Source organism: Ideonella alba (assembly GCF_018069875.1).
Taxonomy (GTDB): domain Bacteria; phylum Pseudomonadota; class Gammaproteobacteria; order Burkholderiales; family Burkholderiaceae_C; genus Ideonella; species Ideonella alba.
Genome location: NZ_JAGQDF010000016.1, coordinates 107,435 through 130,520, shown reverse-complemented (window position 1 = coordinate 130,520; position 23,086 = coordinate 107,435). Strand labels below are relative to the sequence as shown.

Annotated in this window: 20 protein-coding genes; 14 read left to right on the top strand and 6 right to left on the bottom strand. The window is 71.2% G+C overall.

Features of this window, described 5'->3' with window-relative positions:
* The first annotated feature begins 110 nt into the window (after positions 1-110).
* The 4 genes from KAK07_RS25875 to KAK07_RS22565 all read left to right on the top strand — a co-directional run bounded on the left by KAK07_RS25875 (position 111) and on the right by KAK07_RS22565 (position 3,366).
* Positions 111-515 carry an SPOR domain-containing protein gene (locus KAK07_RS25875; RefSeq protein WP_210863348.1) on the top strand — a complete coding sequence of 135 codons (405 nt, stop codon included), beginning with the start codon at positions 111-113 and terminating at the stop codon, positions 513-515.
* 132 nt (positions 516-647) lie between these two features.
* Positions 648-2,093: a sensor histidine kinase gene (locus KAK07_RS22575; RefSeq protein ID WP_210852480.1), complete on the top strand. Its 1,446-nt coding sequence runs from the start codon at positions 648-650 to the stop codon at positions 2,091-2,093.
* Positions 2,090-2,536 (top strand): hypothetical protein, encoded by a 447-nt coding sequence (locus KAK07_RS22570; protein ID WP_210863347.1) that lies wholly within the window; start codon positions 2,090-2,092, stop codon positions 2,534-2,536. The genes KAK07_RS22575 and KAK07_RS22570 overlap by 4 nt, the downstream gene beginning before the upstream one ends.
* A complete protein-coding gene (locus KAK07_RS22565; protein ID WP_210863345.1) occupies positions 2,533-3,366 on the top strand; it encodes a LytR/AlgR family response regulator transcription factor in 834 nt (277 codons plus the stop codon). The genes KAK07_RS22570 and KAK07_RS22565 overlap by 4 nt, the downstream gene beginning before the upstream one ends.
* A gap of 25 nt (positions 3,367-3,391) precedes the next feature.
* On the opposite strand, the gene KAK07_RS22560 is transcribed toward KAK07_RS22565, so the two are convergent.
* The gene (locus tag KAK07_RS22560; protein WP_247664551.1) at positions 3,392-5,221 is read right to left on the bottom strand and encodes a S8 family peptidase; all 1,830 of its coding nucleotides are present in this window, start codon (positions 5,219-5,221) and stop codon (positions 3,392-3,394) included.
* Between the two features lie 142 nt (positions 5,222-5,363).
* On the opposite strand from KAK07_RS22560, the gene KAK07_RS22555 reads away from it, so the two are divergent.
* From KAK07_RS22555 to KAK07_RS22510, 10 genes are all read left to right on the top strand, one after another.
* Positions 5,364-6,266, top strand: coding sequence for an SMP-30/gluconolactonase/LRE family protein (locus KAK07_RS22555; protein ID WP_210863343.1), 903 nt, complete (start codon positions 5,364-5,366; stop codon positions 6,264-6,266).
* A 235-nt stretch (positions 6,267-6,501) separates the two neighbouring features.
* A complete protein-coding gene (locus KAK07_RS22550) occupies positions 6,502-6,990 on the top strand; it encodes an ATP synthase subunit I (protein ID WP_210852474.1) in 489 nt (162 codons plus the stop codon).
* Positions 6,991-7,010: 20 nt separating this feature from the next.
* Complete coding sequence (gene atpB / locus KAK07_RS22545) at positions 7,011-7,877, top strand: F0F1 ATP synthase subunit A (RefSeq protein ID WP_210852472.1); 867 nt, start codon at positions 7,011-7,013, stop codon at positions 7,875-7,877.
* 68 nt (positions 7,878-7,945) lie between these two features.
* Complete coding sequence (gene atpE, locus KAK07_RS22540; RefSeq protein ID WP_022979952.1) at positions 7,946-8,209, top strand: F0F1 ATP synthase subunit C; 264 nt, start codon at positions 7,946-7,948, stop codon at positions 8,207-8,209.
* An 88-nt stretch (positions 8,210-8,297) separates the two neighbouring features.
* Positions 8,298-8,768, top strand: a complete 471-nt coding sequence (locus KAK07_RS22535) for a F0F1 ATP synthase subunit B (protein WP_210852470.1) — start codon at positions 8,298-8,300, stop codon at positions 8,766-8,768.
* Between the two features lie 27 nt (positions 8,769-8,795).
* The gene (locus KAK07_RS22530; RefSeq protein WP_210852468.1) at positions 8,796-9,329 is read left to right on the top strand and encodes a F0F1 ATP synthase subunit delta; all 534 of its coding nucleotides are present in this window, start codon (positions 8,796-8,798) and stop codon (positions 9,327-9,329) included.
* Positions 9,330-9,411: 82 nt separating this feature from the next.
* Positions 9,412-10,965: a F0F1 ATP synthase subunit alpha gene (atpA, locus tag KAK07_RS22525; RefSeq protein WP_210852467.1), complete on the top strand. Its 1,554-nt coding sequence runs from the start codon at positions 9,412-9,414 to the stop codon at positions 10,963-10,965.
* A gap of 79 nt (positions 10,966-11,044) precedes the next feature.
* Complete coding sequence (gene atpG / locus KAK07_RS22520; protein ID WP_210852465.1) at positions 11,045-11,929, top strand: F0F1 ATP synthase subunit gamma; 885 nt, start codon at positions 11,045-11,047, stop codon at positions 11,927-11,929.
* A gap of 53 nt (positions 11,930-11,982) precedes the next feature.
* Entirely contained in the window at positions 11,983-13,389 is a 1,407-nt protein-coding gene (atpD, locus tag KAK07_RS22515; protein WP_210852463.1) for a F0F1 ATP synthase subunit beta, read from the top strand.
* 125 nt (positions 13,390-13,514) lie between these two features.
* Positions 13,515-13,934 carry a F0F1 ATP synthase subunit epsilon gene (locus tag KAK07_RS22510; protein ID WP_210852461.1) on the top strand — a complete coding sequence of 140 codons (420 nt, stop codon included), beginning with the start codon at positions 13,515-13,517 and terminating at the stop codon, positions 13,932-13,934.
* Between the two features lie 57 nt (positions 13,935-13,991).
* Here the strand turns inward: KAK07_RS22510 and KAK07_RS22505 are convergent, their stop codons facing one another.
* The 5 genes from KAK07_RS22505 to KAK07_RS22485 are packed head-to-tail and all read right to left on the bottom strand — an operon-like array spanning position 13,992 to position 23,075.
* The gene (locus KAK07_RS22505; protein WP_210852459.1) at positions 13,992-14,411 is read right to left on the bottom strand and encodes a hypothetical protein; all 420 of its coding nucleotides are present in this window, start codon (positions 14,409-14,411) and stop codon (positions 13,992-13,994) included.
* Positions 14,408-17,542, bottom strand: coding sequence for an eCIS core domain-containing protein (locus KAK07_RS22500; RefSeq protein WP_210852457.1), 3,135 nt, complete (start codon positions 17,540-17,542; stop codon positions 14,408-14,410). Before KAK07_RS22500 ends, KAK07_RS22505 begins: the two co-directional genes overlap by 4 nt.
* Positions 17,539-18,861 (bottom strand): ATP-binding protein, encoded by a 1,323-nt coding sequence (locus KAK07_RS22495; RefSeq protein WP_210852455.1) that lies wholly within the window; start codon positions 18,859-18,861, stop codon positions 17,539-17,541. The genes KAK07_RS22500 and KAK07_RS22495 overlap by 4 nt, the downstream gene beginning before the upstream one ends.
* Positions 18,858-20,345, bottom strand: coding sequence for a contractile injection system tape measure protein (locus KAK07_RS22490; RefSeq protein WP_210863341.1), 1,488 nt, complete (start codon positions 20,343-20,345; stop codon positions 18,858-18,860). Before KAK07_RS22490 ends, KAK07_RS22495 begins: the two co-directional genes overlap by 4 nt.
* Positions 20,346-20,351: 6 nt before the next feature.
* Positions 20,352-23,075 carry a hypothetical protein gene (locus tag KAK07_RS22485; protein ID WP_210852451.1) on the bottom strand — a complete coding sequence of 908 codons (2,724 nt, stop codon included), beginning with the start codon at positions 23,073-23,075 and terminating at the stop codon, positions 20,352-20,354.
* Between the last annotated feature and the right edge of the window lie 11 nt (positions 23,076-23,086).

Sequence of the window (23,086 nt, the reverse complement as noted above, 5' to 3'; positions counted from 1 at the left end):
ACCGTGGTGCTGCGCACGTTGGCGCCCCACATCACCGAGACCAGCTTGACGTTGCCAATCACCGAGCCGCCGTAGTAGCCACGCCGGCGCCCAAGCCCCCGCTGGTGGCGGTGGCCAGCGCCACCGCCGCGGTGCCGGCCGTGGCCACGCCGGTCGTCACGGCCCCGGTGGTGGCCACGCCGGTGGCGGCCGCGCCGGCGGCCCCGGCCCCCGCCGACCCGGTCACCGACCTGGCCGCCGAGAAGCCGCCGGAATCGGCCCGCGCCTTCACCACCGCCGGTGTCGGCTGGTGGCTGCAACTGGGCGCCTTCAGCCGGCCCGACGGTGCCCAGGCCTTCCAGCAGAAAGTGGCCGAGCAGGCCGACTGGCTGGCGCCGCTGCTGGCGGTGTTCCGTGAGGGCACGCTGCACCGCCTGCAGGCCGGCCCCTACCCCAGCCGCGAGGACGCCCGCAGCGCCGCCGAGCGGGTGCGCGAGGCGCTGCAGCTGGTGCCGGTGCTGGTCGAGCGGCGCTGAGCCGCCCCGGCCCGGTCCGGCCCGTCGCCATCGCCTGCAGTTCATCCCGGCCAGCCCACGGCCTGTCACACGCCTGTCGCACCAGACTGGGGCTGCCCCTACAGTGAGCGTGCCGAAAGAGCCCACACGACCATGAACGCCACCACCCACCCCGACCTGCGGCCCTTCCCGCGCCGCTTTGCCGACGGCGCCGTGCGCGCCTTCCACACCTACGGCACCTGGCTGGCCAGCATCAGCTGGGGCCGCTTCTTCGTGCTGGCGCTGGCGCTGCTGGTGGGCATGGCCATTCTCAAGAGCCTGCCGCCCTTCAGCTGGCACTACACCGAGACGGTCGAGATCGATGCCCCCGACACGCCGCGCGCCCCCACCCCGCCCAAGCCGCCCAAGCCGTCCAAGCCGCTGATCCACATCGAGAAGGGCGCCACCGGCCCCGGCAGCGAGGACCGCGGCGTGGACATCGAGATCGGCGCCGGCGGCATCCGCATCCGCGCGGCCAAGCCGGCGGCCTCGGCGGCGTCCGGGGCGGCGTCGGCCGTGCCGGGCGCGGCGTCGGGCGCGGCCTCGGCCGCCGCGGTGACACCGGACGAGGTGCACATCACCGCCGGCGAGCGCGGCGTCAGCATCAAGCTGCCCCCGGGCGCCGATGCCGAGGACGTGCGCGACGCGGTGGAGGAAGCCCGCCAGGCCATCCTGGATGCGGTCGAGGCCGAGAAGGATGCGCGCCAGGCCGCCGAGGATGCCCGCCAGGCGGCGGTCGAGATGAGCGGCCAGCCGCGCATCGAGCGCCGCACCGTCAGCTACGGCGAATCGCTGCCCGAGCTGGCGCTGCTGTGGATCCTGGCCTCGGCGGTGCTGAAGATCACCTACAAGGGCCGGCTGCAGGCCGAGGTCAAGGCCGCCCAGGCCACTGAAACCGCCGAGGCCGAGTCGCTCAAGCGCCAGGTCGTGGAAGCCCGCATGGCGGCGATGCAGGCCCAGGTCGAGCCGCATTTCCTGTTCAACACGCTGGCGTCGATCGACCACCTGATCGAGACCGACCCGCCCCGCGCCAGCCAGATGCAGAAGAACCTGATCGCGCTGCTGCGCGCCAGCATGCCCACGATGCGCGAGACCGGCGACGGCGCCGCCCGCGACCTGGGCCGCGAGCTGGCGGTGGTGCGGCCCTACGTCGAGATCCTGAAGGTGCGCATGGAAGAGCGCCTGGACGCCCAGATCGACGTGCCCGACGGCCTGCTGTCGGCCGAGTTCCCGGCGATGATGATCCAGACCCTGGTCGAGAACGCGATCCGCCACGGCCTGGAGCCCAAGCCCGAGGGCGGCCAGCTGCGCGTCAAGGCCGAGATCGTCCATGGCCAGCTGGCGGTCAGTGTCAGCGACACCGGCGTGGGCTTCGGCAACGCCGCCACCGCCGGCACCGGCGTGGGGCTGGACAACATCCGCGAGCGGCTGAAGCTGCTGCACGGCCACAAGGCCTCGCTCACCGTGGCGGCCAACCCGGTGGGCGGCACCATCGTCACCATCACCGTGCCCTACCGCAGCGTTGGCCACGCGGCCCAGGGCGAAGGAGCCAAGGCATGAACACCGTCCTGTCTTCCCGGCGCACGCAGCGTGGTGCGGTGCGCATCGGCTGGTGGCTGCTGGCGCTGATGATGCTGGCGGTGGTGGGCATCTTCGCCGCCGCCTGGGTGACGATGCTGGAGGGGCCGCAGTCGCTGATCCAGGTGGTGGTCAACGGCGAGGAACTGCACTTCAAGCCCACCGGCCCGCTGCCGCCGGCGCACCAGGTGGTGCTGGCCGGCATCGGCGGCCTGCTGGCGCTGGGCACGGTGGCGGTGGTGCTGGTGGCGCTGCCGCTGGCCTTGCTGGCCGCCGCCGCGGTGCTGGTGGTGGTGCTGCTGGCCGGCGTGGGGCTGCCGCTGGCGGCGGTGGCGGTGGTGCTGGGCCTGCTGCTGTCGCCGCTGTGGCTGCTGGGTTGGGCCCTGTGGCGCGCGCTGCGGCCGCCACGTAGCATCGCGGCATGAACTCCTCGCAAGCCCCGACGGCCGTGCTGGCCGACGACGAACGCCTGATGCGCGACCAGTTGCGCGCCCGCCTGGCCGAGGCCTGGCCCGCGCTGCAGCTGGTGGCCGAAGCCAAGAACGGCGCCGAGGCGGTGGAGCTGGTGGCCCAGCACCGCCCCGACGTGGTCTTCCTGGACATCCGCATGCCGGGCATGACGGGCGTCGAGGCGGCCCGGCAGATCGCCCAGATGGAGATCGACGACGACGAGCTGCTGCCCGAGATCGTCTTCATCACCGCCTACGACCAGTACGCGGTCGAGGCCTTCGAGCAGGGGGCCGCCGACTACGTGCTCAAGCCCGCCGAGCGCGAGCGCCTGCGGGTCACGGTGGAGCGCCTGCAACGCCGCCTGGCCGCCCGCGAGAGCGACGCCGATGGCGGTGCCGACACCCCCGCCCAGCCGCTGCAGCAACTGCTGCACCGCCTCAGCGCCCAGGGCGCGGGCGGCCTGCCGGCCAAGCCGCCCGCCTACCTCAAGTGGATCCAGGCCAGCGTGGGCCAGGCGATCCAGATGATCCCGGTCGACGAGGTGCTGTTCTTCATCAGCGACGAGAAGTACACCCGGGTCCAGACCGCCACGGTGGAGGCGCTGATCCGCAAGCCGATCAAGGAGCTGATCGACGAGCTCGACCCCGAGCGCTTCTGGCAGATCCACCGCTCCACGCTGGTGGCGGTGTCGGCGATCGCCTCGGTCACGCGCGACTTCCGCGGGCGCCAGATCGTGGCCGTCAAGGGCCACACGCAAAAGCTCGAGGTCAGCCGCAGCTACACCCACCTGTTCAAGGGGATGTAGCCGCGGTCCGCGGCCCTCGGGCCGCTCACTGCACGTCGACTTCCAGCGTGTAGCTGCCGTTGACGCCGGTGCTTCCGCTGATGCGCGTCACGCGCAGGTAGAAGCTGGTGGTGACCGCATTGGCATTGCGCCAGGTGACCTGGTCGGGCAGGCCCACGCCGCGCGCGCTGCTGGCCCGCACCAGCCCCGCCGGGTTGCGCAGCGCCAGGTCGTAGTTCGACAAGGCGTTCGGGATCAGCCGCGCGGTCACCGTGGCGCCGGGCGCCAGGTCGACGCGGTAGTGGTCGACATCGGTGGTGCTGCCCACCGTGCCCAGCACGCGGGCCGGGAAGCTGCTGATCGCCTGGGCGGTGGCCAGCGTCTGGTTGGGCTCCACCTCGGTGACGTCACTGGCCTGGGCGGCGCCGACGAAGACCGCCTTCACGGCGCGCTCGGCGTTGACGACGCCGGTGCCGCAGCCGCTGCAGGTCTGCGGGAAGCCGCGCGCGGTGCCCTTGATCAGGGCCTCCACCTCGTCCGGCGTCAGGCTGGCATTGCGCGACAGCATCTGCGCCGCCACGCCCGCCACGTGCGGCGTGGCCATCGAGGTGCCCTGGTAGGCCTGGTAGATGTCGTTGCCGGGCGTGACGCCGCCGTCGTTGAGCGTCGACAGGATGCCCGCCGCTGCGCCGCGGGCGAGGTTGCCGCCCGGCGCGGCCACGTCCACCACGCCGCCATAGTTGGAATAGGGCGCCTTGGCGCCGCCCGGGCCGGTGGCGGCCACGGTGATCGTGCCGCGGCAGTTGGCCGGGTTGAAGCCCCCGGCCGGCGCGTTGGAGTTGCCAGCGGCCACCACCACCACGCTGCCGCGGCTGCGGGCGCCGTCGATCGCGCTTTGCAGCGTGGTCGAGCAGGCGCCGGAGCCGCCCAGCGACAGGTTCAGCACCCGCGCCGGGGTGGTGTTGTCGGGCACGCCCGAGACGCTGCCGCCCGAGGCCCAGGCGATGGCGTCGGCGATGTCCGAGTTGTAGCCGCCGCCGCAGCCCAGCGCGCGCACCGGCAGGATCTTGGCGCCATAGGCCACCCCGGCCACGCCCACGCCGTTGTTGGTCAGCGCGGCGATGGTGCCCGCCACATGCGTGCCGTGCCAGCTGCTGTGGCCGCTGCTGCAGCCGTCACCCGGGTCCAGCGCGTCGGCGTCGCGGCCGTCGCCGTCGTGGCCCATGCTGGCGCTGGTGACGAAGTCGTAGCCGGACAGCAGGTTGTCGGCCAGGTCGGCGTGCGGGCGCACGCCGGTGTCGATCACCGCCACCACCACCCCGGCCCCCGTGGCCAGGTCCCAGGCCGCCGGCAGGCGGATGCCGCCGACCGTGTCGAAGTAGTGCCACTGCTGGCTGTACATCGGGTCGTCGGGGGTCATGGCGACGAAGACCCGGCGGTCGGGCTCAGCGTAGAGCACGCTGGGGTCGTCGGCCATCAGCCGCTGGGCGACGGCGCGCAGCTCGCTGACCGGGCGCAGGCCGTCAAGCGTCATCACCTGGGCGCCCAGACCGCCGCGGTGCACCCGGCGCACCGTCAGGCCCTGGCGGTACAGCGCGTCATGGGTGGGCTGCGAGGCGCTGAGCACGCTGCGCCGGTTGCCGGGGCTGCCGTTGCGGTAGCGCACGATCAGGCGGTCGGTGAACTGGCCCGCGTCGGGGTCGACCACGCCATCGGCCGCCTCGGCCAGGTCCTGCTGGCGGCTGGACAGGTCCTCGCGCACCGGCCCCCGGGTGTCGGCGCGGGCGCTCTCGTGGACCAGGGCACCCAGCAGGATCAGGCCGGCCAGCGCGGTGATCAGCGCGGGGCGGGGCAGGGGGGCGGTGCGTGAAGGCATGGTGGGGCTCGCTGCAAAACGCGGAACTGGGCCGCTCAAGGCCTGCTCATCGGCCGATCCTGCGCCCCAGTTGAGCCGAGCCCCCCGCCGTTCCGCGCACTTTGACGCACCCAGGTAACCCGCTGCGCCGACAATCCAGCCCATGAACCCGCCGAGCTTCCAGCCGCTGCCCGTGCCGCCTGCGCGTCTGGGCGAGTCGCCGCTGTGGCACCCGCAGGAGCACGCCCTGTATTGGTGCGACATCCCGGGCCGGGCGCTGCACCGCTGGCAACCGGCGCTGGCGCAGCACCAGCGCTGGGACCTGCCCACCGAGCCCGGCTGCTGCGCCCCGATCGACGGCGGCGGCCTGCTGCTGGCGATGCGCGACGGCCTGTGGCGCTTCGACACCGCCACCGGCCAGCGCCAGTGGCTGGCCGATCCGCCCTACGACCCGGCCACCGAGCGCTTCAACGACGGCAAGGCCGCGCCGGACGGCAGCTTCTGGGTGGGCACGATCTACGAGCCGCGCGACCCACCGCTGGCTGCGCTGTACCGCTGGGCCCACGGGCGGCTGCAGCGCATGGCCGACGGCATCACCACCAGCAACGGCCTGGCCTGGAGCCCCGACGGCGACACGATGTACTGGACCGACACCAAGGCCCACTGCATCCGCGCCTTCGATGGCGTGCGGGGCGCCGAGCAGCTGCCGCCGCCGCGGGTGCTGGCGCAGTTCACGCCGCGCCAGCCCGGCCAGGCGCTGGACAGCTACGGCGGCCGCCCGGACGGCGCCGCGGTGGATGTGGAAGGCGCCTACTGGTGCGCGATGTACGAGGGCCAGCGCCTGCTGCGCCTGGCACCCGACGGCCGGGTGCTGGCCGACTGGCCGCTGCCGGTGCGCTGCGCCACCATGCCCTGCCTGGGCGGCGAGGACGGCCGCACGCTGTTCGTCACCACCGCCCGCGAGGGGCGGCCGGCCGAGGAGCTCGCCGCCCAGCCCTGGGCGGGTCAGGTGCTGTGCGCGCGGGTCGAGGTGCCGGGCCTGCCGGCCAACCTGGTGCGGCTCTGATCCCGTCCGCCGCGGCAGGATTTCATGATGCGGAATTGACCGGGGTTCAGTGCCCAGTTCTGACGCCGGGACTGCGGCTTTGGCGCCACACCTGAGCCCCCCGACAGGCTGCCCGCCGGGGCACGCCCCAGGCGGGGGATATCCGAGCGCACCGTCCGGGGGATCTGGGCCGCATGAGGGTTTGCCCATATAATCCCGAGGCTTTGCCGCCCGGATCCCAGGAATTTTTGACCCAATGTCGACTCGGCGTGATGAACGCCCCGACCCGTGGGCAGACCCTGAAGATGAGGACGCGAAGCGGCCGTTCAAGCCACTGACCCGTGAAGAGGCTCAGGCGCTGGCAGCGGCCGACCCGTCCGTTTCGCCGTGGCGGGTGATCGTGGTGCAAGCCGCGGTCGGGCTGGTGATGGGCGCGCTCGCGTGGCTCATCTTCGGCCAGCAGGGGATTGTGTGGTCGGTGCTGTATGGCGCGGCCACGGTGGTGGTGCCGGGGGCCTTGATGGCGCGCGGCATGACCAGTCGGCTCAGCAGCCTGGCGCCCGGCGTTTCCGCCGTCAGCTTCATGTTGTGGGAGTTCGGCAAGATCGCGGTCTCGCTCGCCATGCTCGCGCTGGCGCCGAGACTGGTACCCGGTCTGAGCTGGCCAGCGCTGCTGGTGGCCCTGATCGTGTGCATCAAGGTGTACTGGGTCGCGCTGTCATGGCGAGGCCGTCGGAAAAATTGACTGAACTACAACGCACGCCAATGTCTGCAGAAGCCCACGACGCCGCAGCGCAAGCGCCCACCGCTGGCGAGTACATCAACCACCACCTGACTTTCTGGGCCAACAAGCACAGTACGTCGCCGTTCGATCTGAGCGTGTTCCACTGGGACACCATCATCTTCGCGGTCACGCTGGGGGTGCTGGGCTGCTTCATCCTGTGGCGCGCCGCCAGGTCGGCCACCTCGGGGGTGCCGGGCCGCTTCCAGGCCGCGGTCGAGCTGCTGGTCGAGATGGTCGACAGCCAGGCCAAGGGCATCGTCCACAACGCCAACAGCCGCAAGCTGGTGTCGCCGCTGGCCCTGACCGTGTTCGTCTGGATCTTCCTGATGAACGCGATGGACCTGCTGCCGGTGGATCTGCTGCCGCTGCTGTGGCAGCTGATCTCGGGTGACCACCACGCCTACCTGCGCGTCGTGCCCACCGCCGACCTGTCGGCCACGATGGGCCTGTCGCTGGGCGTGCTGATCGTCTGCCTGGTCTACAACGTCAAGATCAAGGGCGTCGGCGGCTGGGCCCACGAGCTGATCTCGGCCCCGTTCGGCGACCACCCGGTGCTGTACCCGTTCAACTTCGCGATGCAGATCATCGAGTTCGTCGCCAAGACCGTCTCGCACGGCATGCGACTGTTCGGCAACATGTACGCCGGCGAGCTGATCTTCCTGCTGATCGCCTTGATGGGCGGCGCCTTCGCCTCGGTCGGCCTGGGCACCGGCATCGGCCTGGCCATCGGTCACATCATCGCCGGCTCGGCCTGGGCGATCTTCCACATCCTGATCATCACGCTGCAGGCCTTCGTGTTCATGATGCTGACGCTGGTGTACATCGGCCAGGCCCACGACGCGCACTGATCGGCGCACCGATCCGGATTCTTCCCTTTCCCTTCCTTTCCAACCCAACCTCTCAACTAGGAGTCATCATGGAAGTCATCAGCTTTGTTGCCCTCGCCGCCGGCCTGATCATCGGTCTGGGCGCTGTCGGTGCCTGTATCGGTATCGGCATCATGGGCAGCAAGTACCTCGAGTCCGCCGCCCGCCAGCCCGAACTGATGGGCGAGCTGCAGACCAAGATGTTCCTGCTGGCCGGCCTGATCGACGCGGCCTTCATCATCGGTACCGGTATCGCCCTGTGGTTTGCCACGGCCAACCCGTTCCTGGGCCAGCTCGCCGCCATCGCCAAGTAATTCGGCGTCTGTCGAGTTGAGAGGCCAAGGGCGCGCTGTTCGCGGCGCGCCCTTCGCTGAAGTCCCCGTCACCGTTTGAGGCAAACAAGTGAGCATCACCGGTACCCTCATCGTCCAGATGATCGTGTTCCTGATCCTGGTCTGGTTCACGATGAAATTCGTCTGGCCGCCGATCACCGCTGCCCTCGACGAGCGCGCGAAGAAGATCGCCGAAGGCCTGTCGGCCGCCGACAAGGCGAAGGTCGCGCTGGCTGACTCCGAGAAGAAGGTCGCCGCCGCGCTGACGTCCGCCAAGGACGACGCCGCCAAGCGCCTGGCCGACGCCGAGCGTCTGGCCCAGCAGCTGGTCGAAGAAGCCAAGGCCCGTGCCAACGAGGAAGGCGCCAAGATCGTCGCCGCCGCCAAGGCCGAAGCCGAACAGGAATCCATCAAGGCCCGCGAAGCCCTGCGCGAGCAGGTCGCCGTGCTGGCCGTCAAGGGCGCCGAAGCCATCCTGAAGCGCGAAGTCAACGCCGGCGTCCACGCCGAGCTGCTGACCCGCCTGAAGACCGAGCTCTGATCCGGCACCCCCACCCGAGCTGAAAAAATGGCCGAAGTAGCAACCATCGCACGTCCCTACGCCGAGGCCCTGTTCAAGGCCGCGGCCGGCAGCGACGCCCGCGCCCTGGCTGAACAGGTCGAGGCGATCGGCGCGGTCGCCAGCGACGCGCAACTGCGCCAGTTCGCCGACAACCCGAAGGTCACCGACACCCAGGTGATCGAGCTCGTCTCCGGCGTTGCCGGCGTCGCGCTCGACCCCAAGGTGCGCAACCTGCTGGCGGTCGCCCTGGAAAACGGCAAGCTGCCGGCGCTGCCGGAAATTGCCGCGCAGTTCCGCGCGCTGGTCAACGCCAGCACCGGCGTGTCGGATGCCCTGATCCAGAGCGCCTTCCCGCTCGACGCCAACCAGCTGGGCGACACCGTCGCCACGCTGGAGAAGCGCTTCGGCCGCAAGCTCAATGCCACCGTGCAGGTCGATGAGTCGCTCATCGGCGGCATCCGCGTGGTCGTGGGCGACGAGGTGCTCGACACCTCGGTCAAGGCCCGCCTCGAGCAGATGAAGGTCGCGCTGACCAGCTGAAGGCCTGTCGCCGCCCACCACCCACCGCATATCCACCGGCAGATGAAGCCCCGCTGAGGCTGCCGCGCTTTCGGAGAAGGCAATGCAACTCAATCCTGCAGAAATTTCGGAACTGATCAAGAGCCGCATCGAGGGCCTCGCCGCCCAGGCGGACATCCGCAACCAGGGCACCGTCGTCTCGGTGACCGACGGCATCGTCCGCGTCCACGGCCTGTCCGATGCGATGCAGGGCGAAATGCTGGAATTCCCCGCCGGCAAGGACGGCCAGCCCTCGTTCGGCCTGGCGCTGAACCTCGAGCGTGACTCGGTGGGCGCGGTGATCCTGGGCGAGTACGAGCACATCTCCGAAGGCGACACCGTCAAGTGCACGGGCCGCATCCTGGAAGTGCCGGTCGGCCCCGAGCTGATCGGCCGCGTGGTCAACGCGCTGGGTCAGCCGATCGACGGCAAGGGCCCGATCAACGCCAAGATGACCGACGTCATCGAAAAGGTCGCCCCGGGCGTGATCGCCCGCAAGTCGGTTGACCAGCCGGTGCAGTCGGGCCTGAAGTGCATCGACTCGATGGTGCCCGTCGGCCGTGGCCAGCGCGAGCTGATCATCGGCGACCGCCAGACCGGCAAGACCGCGGTGGCGATCGACGCGATCATCAACCAGAAGGGTCAGAACATGACCTGCATCTACGTCGCGATCGGTCAGAAGGCTTCGTCGATCAAGAACGTGGTGCGCTCGCTGGAGCAGGCCGGTGCGATGGACTACACCATCGTCGTGGCCGCCTCGGCCTCTGAATCGGCGGCGATGCAGTACGTGTCGGCCTACTCCGGCTGCACGATGGGCGAGTACTTCCGCGACCGCGGCCAGGACGCCCTGATCATCTATGACGACCTGTCCAAGCAGGCCGTTGCCTACCGCCAGGTTTCGCTGCTGCTGCGCCGCCCGCCGGGCCGCGAAGCCTTCCCTGGCGACGTGTTCTATCTCCACAGCCGCCTGCTCGAGCGCGCCGCCCGCGTGAACGCCGACTACGTCGAAGCCTTCACCAAGGGCGAGGTCAAGGGCAAGACCGGTTCGCTGACCGCGCTGCCGATCATCGAGACGCAAGCCGGTGACGTGTCCGCCTTCGTGCCGACCAACGTGATCTCGATCACCGACGGCCAGATCTTCCTGGAAACCAACCTGTTCAACGCCGGTGTCCGTCCCGCGATCAACGCCGGTATCTCGGTGTCGCGCGTCGGTGGCGCTGCCCAGACCAAGCTGATCAAGAGCCTGTCCGGCGGTATCCGTACCGACCTGGCCCAGTACCGTGAGCTGGCCGCGTTCGCGCAGTTCGCCTCGGACCTGGACGCCTCGACCAAGAAGCAGCTGGACCGCGGTGCCCGCGTGACCGAGCTGCTCAAGCAGGCCCAGTACCAGCCGCTGTCGATCTCGCTGATGGCCGCCTCGCTGTATGCCGTCAACAAGGGCTACCTGGACGACATCGAGGTCAAGAAGGTGCTGTCGTTTGAAAGCGGCCTGCACCAGTTCCTGAAGTCCAGCCACGCGGCCCTGCTGGCCAAGATGGAAGCCGACAAGGCCATGGACAAGGCGGCCGAGGAAGAGCTGAACGGCGCGATTGCCGCCTTCAAGAAGTCCTTCGCCTGAAGCCACTGACTGACGGGACAGCCCGCCACCGCCTCAACACCGTGCGCGAGCCGTCCCTCACCCACTAGGAGAAACAGTCATGGCAGTCGGAAAGGAAATCCGCGGCAAGATCAAATCGGTGGAGAACACCAAGAAGATCACCAAGGCCATGGAAATGGTCGCCGCGTCGAAGATGCGCAAGGCGCAGGAACGCATGCGTTCCGCGCGCCCCTACAGCGACAAGATCCGCAACATCACCGCCAACCTGTCGCAGGCCAACCCGGAATACCACTCGGCGTACATGCGCCAGGGCGGCCAATCGGGCGTCAGCGGTTTCGTCGTCGTCACCACCGACAAGGGTCTGTGCGGCGGCCTGAACACCAACATCCTGCGCGCCGTCACGGCCAAGATGAAGGACGTTCAGGGCGCTGGCGCCAAGGTCGAGGCGGTGGCGATCGGCTCCAAGGGCTACGGCTTCCTGAACCGCATCGGCGCCAAGGTGGTCTCGCAGGTCACCGGCCTGGGCGACGCCCCTCAGATCGAGAAGCTGATTGGCCCGGTCAAGGTCATGCTCGATGCCTTCGTTGAGGGCAAGGTGGACGCCGTCTACCTGTGCTACACGAAGTTCATCAACACGATGAAGCAGGAGCCGGTCGTCGAGCAGCTGCTGCCGCTGTCGGCCGACGCGCTGGCCCAGACCGAAGCCGAGAAGTCGGCCCACAGCTGGGACTACCTGTACGAGCCGGACGCGGCCACCGTCATCGACGAGCTGCTGACCCGCTACATCGAGGCGCTGGTCTACCAGGCCGTGGCCGAGAACATGGCCTCCGAGCAGTCGGCACGCATGGTGGCGATGAAGGCCGCGACCGACAACGCCGGCACGCTGATCGGTGAGCTCAAGCTCATCTACAACAAGACCCGCCAGGCGGCGATCACGAAGGAACTCTCCGAGATCGTCAGCGGCGCGGCCGCGATCAGCGGTTGACGGCACACGCTCGACCCAGCGTTCGAAACGAATCAAGATTGAAGGAACTGGAAATGACTCAAGCCCAAGGCAAGATCGTTCAGTGCATCGGCGCCGTCGTGGACGTGGAATTCCCGCGCGACCAGATGCCCCGCGTCTATGACGCCCTGAAGATGGAAGGCTCCGCGCTGACCCTCGAAGTCCAGCAGCAGCTGGGTGACGGCATCGTCCGCACCATCGCGCTGGGCTCGTCCGACGGCCTGCGCCGCGGCGTCACCGTGACCAACACCGGCAACCCCATCACCGTCCCGGTTGGCAAGGCCACCCTGGGCCGCATCATGGACGTGCTGGGCAACCCGATCGATGAGCGCGGCGATGTCTCGCAAGAGCTGACCGCCTCGATCCACCGCAAGGCCCCGTCCTACGACGAGCTGAGCCCCTCGCAGGAACTGCTGGAAACCGGCATCAAGGTGATCGACCTGATCTGCCCGTTCGCCAAGGGCGGCAAGGTGGGTCTGTTCGGTGGCGCCGGCGTGGGCAAGACCGTGAACATGATGGAGCTGATCAACAACATCGCCAAGGCCCACTCGGGTCTGTCGGTGTTCGCCGGTGTGGGTGAGCGCACCCGCGAGGGCAACGACTTCTATCACGAGATGGCCGACTCCGGCGTCGTGAACCTGGAGAACCTGGGCGAGTCCAAGGTGTCCATGGTCTACGGCCAGATGAACGAGCCCCCGGGCAACCGTCTGCGCGTGGCCCTGACCGGCCTGACCATCGCCGAGTCGTTCCGCGACGAAGGCCGTGACGTGCTGTTCTTCGTGGACAACATCTACCGCTACACCCTGGCCGGTACCGAAGTGTCCGCGCTGCTGGGCCGCATGCCGTCCGCCGTGGGCTACCAGCCGACGCTGGCCGAGGAAATGGGCCGCCTGCAGGAGCGCATCACCTCCACCAAGGTCGGCTCGATCACCTCGATCCAGGCCGTGTACGTGCCGGCGGATGACCTGACCGACCCGTCGCCCGCCACCACCTTCGCCCACCTGGACGCCACCGTGGTGCTGTCGCGTGACATCGCCTCGCTGGGTATCTACCCGGCCGTGGACCCGCTGGACTCGACCAGCCGCCAGATCGACCCGAACGTCATCGGCGAAGAGCACTACAGCACCACCCGTGCCGTGCAGGCCACGCTGCAGCGCTACAAGGAACTGCGCGACATCATCGCGATCCTGGGCATGGACGAGCTGTCGCCGGAAGACAAGCTGGCCGTGGCCCGCGCCCGCAAGATCCAGCGCTTCCTGTCGCAGCCCTTCCACGTGGCTGAAGTGTTCACCGGCTCGCCGGGCAAGTACGTGCCGCTGAAGGAAACCATCCGCGGCTTCAAGATGATCGTCGCCGGCGAGTGCGATCACCTGCCGGAGCAGGCCTTCTACATGGTCGGCACCATCGACGAAGCCTTCGAGAAAGCGAAGAAGATCCAGTAAGACTTCGCATACGGGCGCCTGGCGTCGTTGGCCTCCTCGCCGTACGGGTGTACGGCTCCGGGGGCCGCCTAGCCAGACACCCGTCTGCTCGCTTACTGAACCTTCTTCAACGCTAGGAAACCAACATGGCAACGATTCACGTCGACGTCGTCTCCGCCGAAGAGAACATCTTCTCGGGCGAGGCGAAATTCGTCGCGCTGCCGGGCGAGAACGGCGAGCTGGGCATCCTGCCCCGCCACACGCCGCTGATCACCCGCATCAAGCCGGGCGCGGTGCGCATCGAGCGCGCCGACAACGGCGAGGAAGAGTTCGTCTTCGTCGCCGGTGGCATCCTGGAAGTGCAGCCGCACTGCGTGACCGTGCTGGCCGACACCGCGATCCGCGGCCATGACCTCGACGAGGCCAAGGCGGCCGAGGCGAAGAAGGCCGCCGAGGAAGCGATGAAGAACGCCAAGAGCGACATCGACTTCGCCAGCGCGCAAAGCGAGTTCGCCACCATGGCCGCCCAGCTGGCCGCGATCCAGAAGCTGCGCAAGAGCCGCTGAGTTCTCAGCCGCCAGCAGCCCAGAAGCCCGCCCGGCAGCGATGCCCGGCGGGTTTTTTCATGCCGCCAGTGGCGCCAGCGCGGCGGCGGCGGCCTCCACGGCCGCCATGCCCTCGGCCAGGGCGCGGCGCAGGCGCGCGGCGGCCGGGCCGTCGTCGCCCGCCACCCAGCCACAGCGCACCTGCACCAGGCCGTGGGCCTCGTCCAGGTCCAGCGCCACCCAGGGGCTGAAGCCGGCCTGCACGCGGTGCAGCGCCAGGCTGGCCGCGGGGCACTGCGACGGCGTCAGGCGCCGCGCCAGCAGGAAGCGCAGCGACCAGCGCAGCCCGGGCTCGTCCTCGCACAGCAGCAGGCCCGCGACCGGCGCCTCGCCCGCGGCAAAGCCCACGTGCCAGCGCCCCGGGCCATCGGGCTCGGCCTGCCAGTCGCACTCGCGCAGCAGCGCGTCCACCAGCGGGTGCAGGGCAGAGCGGGTCATGTGGTGATCGCCACGCTGCCCTTGAGCGCCCAGCGGTTGTTGACGTCGCGCAGGTGCGCCTTGATCTGCGCATCGGTGAAGCCCGAGCCGGCGATCGGCTTGCCGTCGGCGCCCAGCTCCTGACCGCGGTCCAGCCGCCGGCCCAGCGAGCGGTTGATGCTGGCGCCGCCCAGGAACAGGTTCTTCAGGTCGTTGAAGAAGCGCAGATGTCGGGCGCGCGCCGCGGCCTCGATCGCCGCATTGGACAGCGGCTTGGCCACCGTTTCACCGCGCGCCAGCAGCAGCGCCTTGGCCTTGGCCCAGCGCGACTCGCCCTTCAGCGTGGTCTCGTAGTGCTGGGCCATGTCCTTGGACGAGACGATGTGCCGGCGATCCAGCTTGGCCGCCACCAGGTCCTGGCCGGTGGGGTTCATCGCGGTGGCGGTCTCCACGGTGAAGCTGGGCCGGGTGATCTTGATGTCGGCCACCGCGCCGTCCACCTCGCCGGCGCCCACCAGCGCGGCCAGTGCATCGGCCAGCTGGGTGAAGGCCTGGTCGAGCTGGCCGTCCAGCGTGGTCAGCCGCGCCTCGTCCTGCGGCGACGCGGCCTCGGCCGCCACCAGGTCGGCCTGCACCTTGGCGATGTTGGCGCACAGGCCGGTGATCGTGGCGCGCTGCTGGGCGGTGCCGGGCCCCAGGTCGAAGCGGGCGACGAAGGCCTCGGGCGTCATCGGCGTCGAGCGCACCTGCAGCCGCGCGGCGCGGCCCTGGCCGCTGAACAGCAGCGTGTGCGACTCGCTGCCGCCGCCGAAGCTGCGCTTCTTCTTCCACCAGTTCAGCACCCGCTTCGCACCGGCCTTGAGCGCGCCCATCAGCCGCTTGGCCAGGCCGACGATCCAGGCCACCAGACGGTCCAGCGCGGCGTCGATCGGCGCGCGCACGCGCTGGATGATCTGCATCACCCGGTCGGCCACCTTGCCCAGCCCGGCGAAGCCGGCCAGGAAGCTGATCGCCAGGCTCAGCAGCCCGGCCAGCACCGACTCGACCCGGTTGGCCGCGGCGCCGATCGCGCCCGAGGCGATCGCCGCGATCGAGTTCAGGAAGCCGGTGACCACCTGGATGATGCGCGAGAGCCGGTTGATGAACACCATGATGGTGTCGTAGATCGCCACGATCGCGCTGATGAAGCCGGCGCCGGGAATGAACATCGCCACCAGCTTGGGAATCGCCTTCTGGGTGATCAGGCCCACCACCATGTCGATGATGCCGTCGACCACCATCTGCTTGAGGTTGCCCAGCGAGGTCTTGAGCTGGTCCCAGGCGGCCACCGGGCCCTCGGTGACCAGGGTCTTGACCACCGCCACGCCCATCTCGATGGCCTTCACCGCCGGCTCGCCCACCGCGCGTACCAGCTTGCCGCGCAGGTGGGCGTAGCTCAGGCCCAGCACGCTCAGCGCCAGCTTCAGGATCTCGGGCAGCGCGAAGCTGCGCGGGATGTAGACCCCCGGCAGCGAGCCGGTGAGCCAGTCGATCAGCCCGGCCTTCAGGTGCGCGCCGAAGCGGCCGGCAAACTGCAGGAAGCCGGCCTTGGCCGCACGCACCAGGTTGCCGACGAAGCCGATCGGGTTGCGGAAGATGCTGGCCAGCGCGCCGGCCGCGCGGCGGATATAGGGCATGGCCCCGGGCGCCACCACCGAGAACAGGATCTCCAGCAGACTCAGGACCGTGCCGCCAGCCCAGGACATGAAGCGGCCAAAGAAGCTGCCGAACACCCGCGCCAGCTTGGCGAAGGCGCGCGGCACCAGCACGATGTCCACCAGCTCCAGCGAGGTGAACGCGGCCACGAAGGTGGACGGGATCTCGCGCACGAAGCCCATCAGCCCGCCCAGCGCGCCCTGGAACCAGGCCCAGGCGCGCGCCACTGCGTTGCCCTTCTTCAGGTTCTGCCAGACCTCATCCTGGCCAATCAGCTTCATGAAGCCGCCGATCAACGTATCGGCGGTGCGCGGCACGGCGTCGCCGGTGACCGGATCGAAGCCCAGCACCGCCTTCAGCAGGTCGTAGCCCGCGGTGCCCTCGGCCAGGCGGCCCAGCGGCCGCAGGATGGCCTCCTTGATGAAGCCGATGATGCCGCCGATCAGGCTGGCGCCGAAGTCGATCAGCTGGTTGATCGGTTCGGTGACGATGCGCTTGGCGCGGTCCCACAGCCCGCCCAGGTCGAAGATGTCGGTCCAGCTCAGCGAGTCCAGGAACTCGTCGATCGAGGCACGCACCGACGCGCCGATGCCGGCCAGCGCATTGAACTGCTGCGACATCCAGGCCGCCACGCGGTCGACGATGCCGTGGTTGTCCAGCGCCTGCGTGACCAGCGCGCCGCCGGGGACCAGCTCGATCACCGCGCGCAGCAGGTTGGCCGGGCTGCGCTCGACCGTGCTCATGTTGACCGGGTTGACACCGATCACCAGCGTGAACATCCGGAAGCCCGGGATGTAGTGCGCCTTCTCGGCGAAGTAGTCCAGCGCGTCCGAGATGCCCAGCCGCTGCACCTGCGGCGCGGTGCGCTGCTGCACCGGCGGCGCGCTGGCCGCCAGGCGCGGCAAGGCCACCGGGCGGGGCGCCGCCAGCGCCGCCCGCCGTGGCGCCGGCCCCTGGCGCACCGCGCCTTGCTGGATGGTGTGGGTCAGCTCGTGCGCCACCAGCGCGCGCCCCGCCGCGCTGTCGGGCTGGAAGGCGCCGCGGCCCATGAAGATGTCGGCGCCCAGCGTGAAGGCGCGCGCCTGCTGGCCGCGCGCCAGGCGTGCCGAGCGCTCGCTGTCGTGCAGGCGCACGGCGTCCAGACGCGCATCCAGGCGCGCCTCCATGAAGTGCTTCAGCGCCGCCGGCAACGGCTGGCCGCCGCCGCCACCCAGCGCGCGACCGGCCTGCAGGGCTGCAGCCGAGGGCGGCGCACCGGCGGGTCCGCTGCGCCGCGGCGCACCCGCGGGCAGGGCCATCACCTGGGCCGCGACGCGGTCGGCCTCGCGCTCGGCGGCCGAGTGGCGGCTGTCACGCGCCGAGCGCAGCGGCGCAGCCGCGGGCCGCGCCTGGCGCGCCGGCACCGGCGGCGTGCGCTGCTCGACGCGGGCCACGAAGCGCGGCGCGGTGGTGCTCACAGGCTGCGCCCTTCCTTGACCAGCTCGCGGCGCACGCCCTCGTCCAGGTCCGCCGCGCGCAGCAGGCCGTCAGCGCGCTGGGCGGCGCGCAGGCAGGCCACGCGCACCGCGTTCATGATCGTGCCGCCGGCGATCTCGTGGCGCTGGGCCAGCGCCGGCAGGTCCACGTCGGGCGCCGGTGTCAGCGCCGCCGGCAGCGCCTCGCGCCACAGGCGCAGGCGCTCGGCCGGGCGCGGCAGCGCGAAGGCCACCACGCTCTGGAAGCGGCGCTGGAAGGCGTCGTCGATGTTGCCCTTGAGGTTGCTGGCCAGCAGCACCACGCCGGGAAACTCCTCGACGCGCTGCAGCAGGTAGCTGATCTCCTGGTTGGCATAGCGGTCGTGGGCGTCGCTGACCTGGCTGCGCTTGCCGAACAGCGCGTCGGCCTCGTCGAAGAACAGGATCCAGTCCTGCCGCTCGGCCTCGTCGAACAGCTGCGCCAGGTTCTTCTCGGTCTCGCCGATGTACTTGGACACCAGCGCCGCCAGGTCCACCCGCATCACCGGCCGTGCGCAGCGCTGGCCCAGCAGCGCCGCCGACAGCGTCTTGCCCGTGCCCGGCGGGCCGTGGAACAGCGCCGCGTAGCCGGGCTTCAGGCGCCGCCCCAGGCCCCAGTCGACCAGCAGCTGCTGGCGGTGGGTGCGCCACAGCACGATCTCCTCCAGCTGCGCCAGGGTCATCGGCGGCAGCACCAGGTCGGACCAGCCCAGGCCGGTGCGCAGCGGGTGCGCCAGGCTGGCGCTGGGCGCGGCCTGCACCGGCTCGGCCAGCGGACCCAGCAGCTGCCGCAGCAACTGCGGCCCCGGCCGCCAGGCGCCGCACAGCGCGGCCTGGCCCTCGGGCGCTGCGCCCAGCTGCAGCCAGGCCCCCTGGTCCAGCGCGGTCAGCGTGTGCAGCAGCCGCCAGGCCTGCAGCCGCTGTTCGCCCTCCATGCCGCCCAGCAGGAAGCAGGCGGTCTCGCCGGTGGGCGCGAAGGCGCCGTGCTCGCCGTGCGCCAGGCCGCCGAACTCGGTGAAGCCGCGGCCGGTGTCGCTGCGCCGCGCGAACAGCATGTCCAGCAAGGCCGGCTGCAGCCACGGCGCCATCGCCAGCCACAGCAGCGCACGGGCGTCGCGGCCGTGCAGCGGCGCGGGCAGTGCGGCCAGCAGCGCCGGCAGGGGCTCGGGCGGCGGCGCGTCGGTGGGCTCGGCCGACGGGGCGGCTTCGAAGTGCTCGGCCAGCCGCCATTGCCACAGGCGGCCCAGCCAGGCCAGCTCGCGGTCGATCTGGTCGCTGCTCATGGCGCGCTCCAGTCCACCTGCAGCGGCTGGGCCATCCAGGGCAGGCGGATCCATGCCAGGCCCCAGGGCAGGCGCGACAGCAGCAGGTCGAAGGCCTCGGGCAGCGGCCGCAGCAGCCAGCCCTCGCCCTGGCGCGAGAGCAGGCCGGGCCGCTGCAGAAAGCTGGTGCGCAGGCTGTCGACGCCGGTGCGGCCCAGCGCGCCCCAGTGGTCGATCGCCGCCGCCAGCAGCGCCTGCACCTCGGCCTGCTCCTGCGGGGTGGGTGGGCACAGCGGCAGCGGCCAGCCCAGATCGGGCGGGCAGCCCAGCAACAGCTTGACCACCGGCAACGCCCACTCGCCGTCCTCGGCCGGTGCCTCCGGGGCCTGGGCCAGCGCGCGCAGCAGGCCGCCGGCCCGCGCCAACGCCAGTGGGTCCCAGGCCTGGTCCGGGCGCGCCGGTGTGGGCACGTCACAGGCCCGCAACAGCGCCGGCACCCACGGGTGCAGCAGCACCAGGCCGGCCAGCGGCACCATCCAGCCCGGCTCGGCGCGGGGCTGCACGGCGCGGGCCAGCGGCCGGGCGGTGGGGGCGGTGTCGACCCCGGGCGGCGGGGCGGCGGGTGGGGGTGCGTTGCGGGGACGGTCCGGTGGGGTCGGCGTGCCGGCGAAGCCCTCCGGCCACAGGGCCTGGGCCAGCGCCGCGATGGACGGCGTCGTCGGGGCCACTGCGGACGGCCCTGCCGCGACGCCGCCGCCCGGCCCGGCGCTGTGCCAGGCCAGCCACAGCGCCTGCAGCGGGCCGCGCCGCGCCTGCGGCACCGAGGGCTGGGCCAGCCAACGGGCCAGGGCCGCGGGGGAGGGCGTCGATCCTTCGTGCACCGCGGCCGTGGCGGCGGTGACCGCCTGCTGGGCCTGCCACCAGGCCTCGCGCGCGGGCCCGGGCCACAGCGCCCACCAGCGCTGCCACCAGCCCAGCAGCAGGGTGGGATCGGTGGGCGGCGGCGCTGCGCGCCAGACGAGGCCGTCCTGCGCCAGCGCCTCGGCGGCGGCCTGCAGGCGCGGGCGCAGCGCCTCGGGCGCCAGGCCGCCCAGGGCCCAGGGCAGGTGGCCGGTGGCCAGGTAGTCGAGCAGCGCCTGGGCCGGCAACAGGGCGACGGTGTCGGCGGCCGCCTCGCCTGCGGGCGCTGCGCCACCCGGCCCGGCGGCCGCGGCGCTGCGCCGCAGGCCGTGCAGCTGCGGCGCCAGCTGGGCGCGCAGATGCTGCACCAGCGCGTCGGCCGGCGCCTCCAGCCAGGACGGATCCAGCTGCAGCTCGACCCGGGCCAGTTGCAGCCAGCCGCCGTCGTCCAGGCCGTCCAGCGCCTCACCCAGCGCCTGCTGCAGCCGCTCCTGACCGCTGACCAGGCGCTGGCGCAGCGCCAGCGCCTCGGCCGCGCCGGCCGCGCGGGCCTGCCAGCGCAGGCGGCGCACGCGGTGCGGCAGGGGTGCGAGCGGCGGGCTCACCGGTGATCAGCGCTGCAGGCCCAGCGAGAACTGCTGCAGGCGCTGCACCATGCCGCCCTTGGTGTCCGTGCCGCCCTGCAGCTTGCCCAGTCGGCCCTGCAGCTCCTTGCCGACCGTGCCGCCACCGACCTGGGCGATCGCCCCGGTGAGCAGCGTCGGCACGGCGGCACCGCGGCCGCCGACACCCACATCCACCTCGGTCACCAGCAGCTGCTGGGTGGTCTGCACCACCGCCTCGGCCAGCTGGCCGCGCAGGTCCTGCAGCAGGGTGTCGGCGCGCTCGCGCTCGGCGCTCGACAGCTGGCTCGACGCGGCCAGCGTCTGCGCCTTGCGCACGTCTTCCTGCAGCCGGCCGACGCGCTCGGCCATCATGTCGACCAGGCCGTTGCCGGTGTCGAAGGTGAAGCCTTCGAGCTTGCCCGGCAGCAGGGTGTACTTGAAGACGCCGTCGAGGTAGCTCTTCTGTGCATCGAACTGCGCCAGCCAGTCCTTCTGTACCTCGGCGCGCACCACGCTGACGCGGTCGTTCAGCACCATATCCAGCGGGCGGATGATGCGCACCGCGCGTTCGCGCAGCAGGTCGGGCCGCCACGGCAGCACCTGCAGCGGCGGCAGGTCGGGCTCGTCCTCGTCCTCTTCGGGCTCCCAGTGGTCCAGCGCCAGGTCGGTGATGACGCGGCCCTGGTCGTCGTAGACCAGCACCAGGGTGCCGCCGCGCGGCACGCCGCCGGCATGCACGGCGCCCGGGTTCTCGGCCAGGAAGTTGGGCATCAGCAGGCGGTCGTCCTGCTGCGCGTCGCGGTGGTCGATCAGCTGGTCCAGCCACTGCAGCCAGTGCGGCCGGTTGCTCAGCAGCAGGCCGTCGTGCGCGGCGCTGAAATCGGTGCGCGCCACCGTGCCCAGATCGGAGCGCGTCTGCGCCACCTGGCCCAGCGTCTGGCCCCACTGGAAGATCCAGTTCGGTGAGGTGCCGCCGCCGCCCAGCGCGCGGTAGTCACCGTAGCGGCGCGCCTGCAGCACCGGGGCGCTGTCCTTCTGCAGCGTGCCCAGCCGGTTGGTGGTGTTGGTGGCTGCATCGATGACCGACACGCCTTCGCCCACGGTGCGCGGCACCGTGGTGTCATCGACCGCCTGGCGCAGCTGCTCGCTCTGCCGCTGGTGCAGCGCCAGGCCGTCGGCCAGCTGCACCTGCAGGTCCTGGCGCAGCAGGTGGTGGAAGCGGTGCAGGTCGGTCACCCGCACCGACGGCCGCAGCACCAGGCGGGCGCGGTCGGTGTGCAGCAGCACCGCGCGCACCGTGAAGGGCAGCTGGAACTGGCGGATCTGGGCGCGCAGCGCGTCGCGCACGCTGCGCACCGGCTGGCCGAGGTGGCCCTCGACACGGAAGAAGTCGTGGCCCAGCAGCACGCGAGACAGCGGCGGCGGCACGCCGCGCCGGTCGGCCGGCACGCGGTAGCCCAGGTTGCTCTGCTGCTGGCCGCGCGCCGCGCGCAGGTAGTGCCAGCCGGTCTGCAACGGGAACTCGCCGCTCAGCGTGTAGTACCAGGGAATGGCGCGCTCCTCCAGCGGCGCGGTGGCGGTGCGCGAGGGGGTCACCCGCAGCGTGGTGTCCTGCGGCCAGACGAAGGCGCCGACCAGCAGGTGCAGCTTCCAGATCAGGAAGCTGGCGTGCGCCGCGGCCTCGCGGGTGCCGGCGCTCGAGGGCGCCGGGTACAGACCGCTGCGGAACTGGCGCGGTGCGCCCAACTGGCCCAGCAGCAGGTGCTTCGGGAAGGCGCCCAGCTCGGGCAGCAGCACGCTGTCGTCCAGGAACAGCTGCTCGCGCAGCGCGCCCCAGGTGTCGACCAGGTCGCCCAGGTGCTCCAGCCACAGCGGGCCGCCACCGCTGCGCGACGCCGCCTCGGTGCGCCGCTGGCGCAGCCGGGCCACCCAGTCCAGCGGCGCGCTGGCGTTGCCGCACAGCGCGGCCACGCGCTCGCCGAAGGTCGAGGCCAGGGCGCTGAACGCGGTGGCCAGGGCCTCCAGCGTGGCGTCGCCGGCCGTCAGGCAGGCCTGGGCCAGACCCTGGGTGCTGTTCAGGCCCTGCAGCCGCGGGGCGGTGGCCTGCACCTCGGGCAGCGCGCGGGCGCGCTCGCAGGCGGGCAGCAGCGCCTGCTCGCCCTGCTGCAGCGCGGCGGCGTCCTCGGCCGAGCACAGCAGCCAGCGCAGGCGGTGCAGCGCGTCGCGGCCGAGGTTGTCGCAGTCGGTGCCGTTGCACAGGTCGGGGTCGTTCTCGACGCTCTCCATCAGCGCCACCACCACGCGCCCCGGCAGCGCGCCGGGCAGCTCCATCAGCGGCCGCGTGCGCGTGTCCTCGTCGCCCGGGGCCACCAGCTCGACCAGCTCGCGCATGGTCTCGGGGCCGGTGTAGAAGGGCTCGTAGCGCGGGGCCTCGCGGTCGTAGGGGCGCCAGGACGAGAACTGGGTGGTCTCGGCCAGCTCGATCAGGTCGCCGTCGGTGCTCAGGCCCAGGCCGCGGGTGATGCGCACGCCGGCATCGGTCAGGGCCACCTGCAGGCCATCGACCAGGCCCACGCCGATCAGGCGCACGCGGGTCAGCCGGCCCTGGTCATCGAACCAGTCGGACAGGCGGTTGAGCTGGCCATGGGTGAGCACCTGGTCGGGCTCGAACACCGGGCTGCCGTGCGACAGCGTGGCGAGGCTTCTCAGGACGGCGGATGTGGTGGCCATGGTGGCACTCC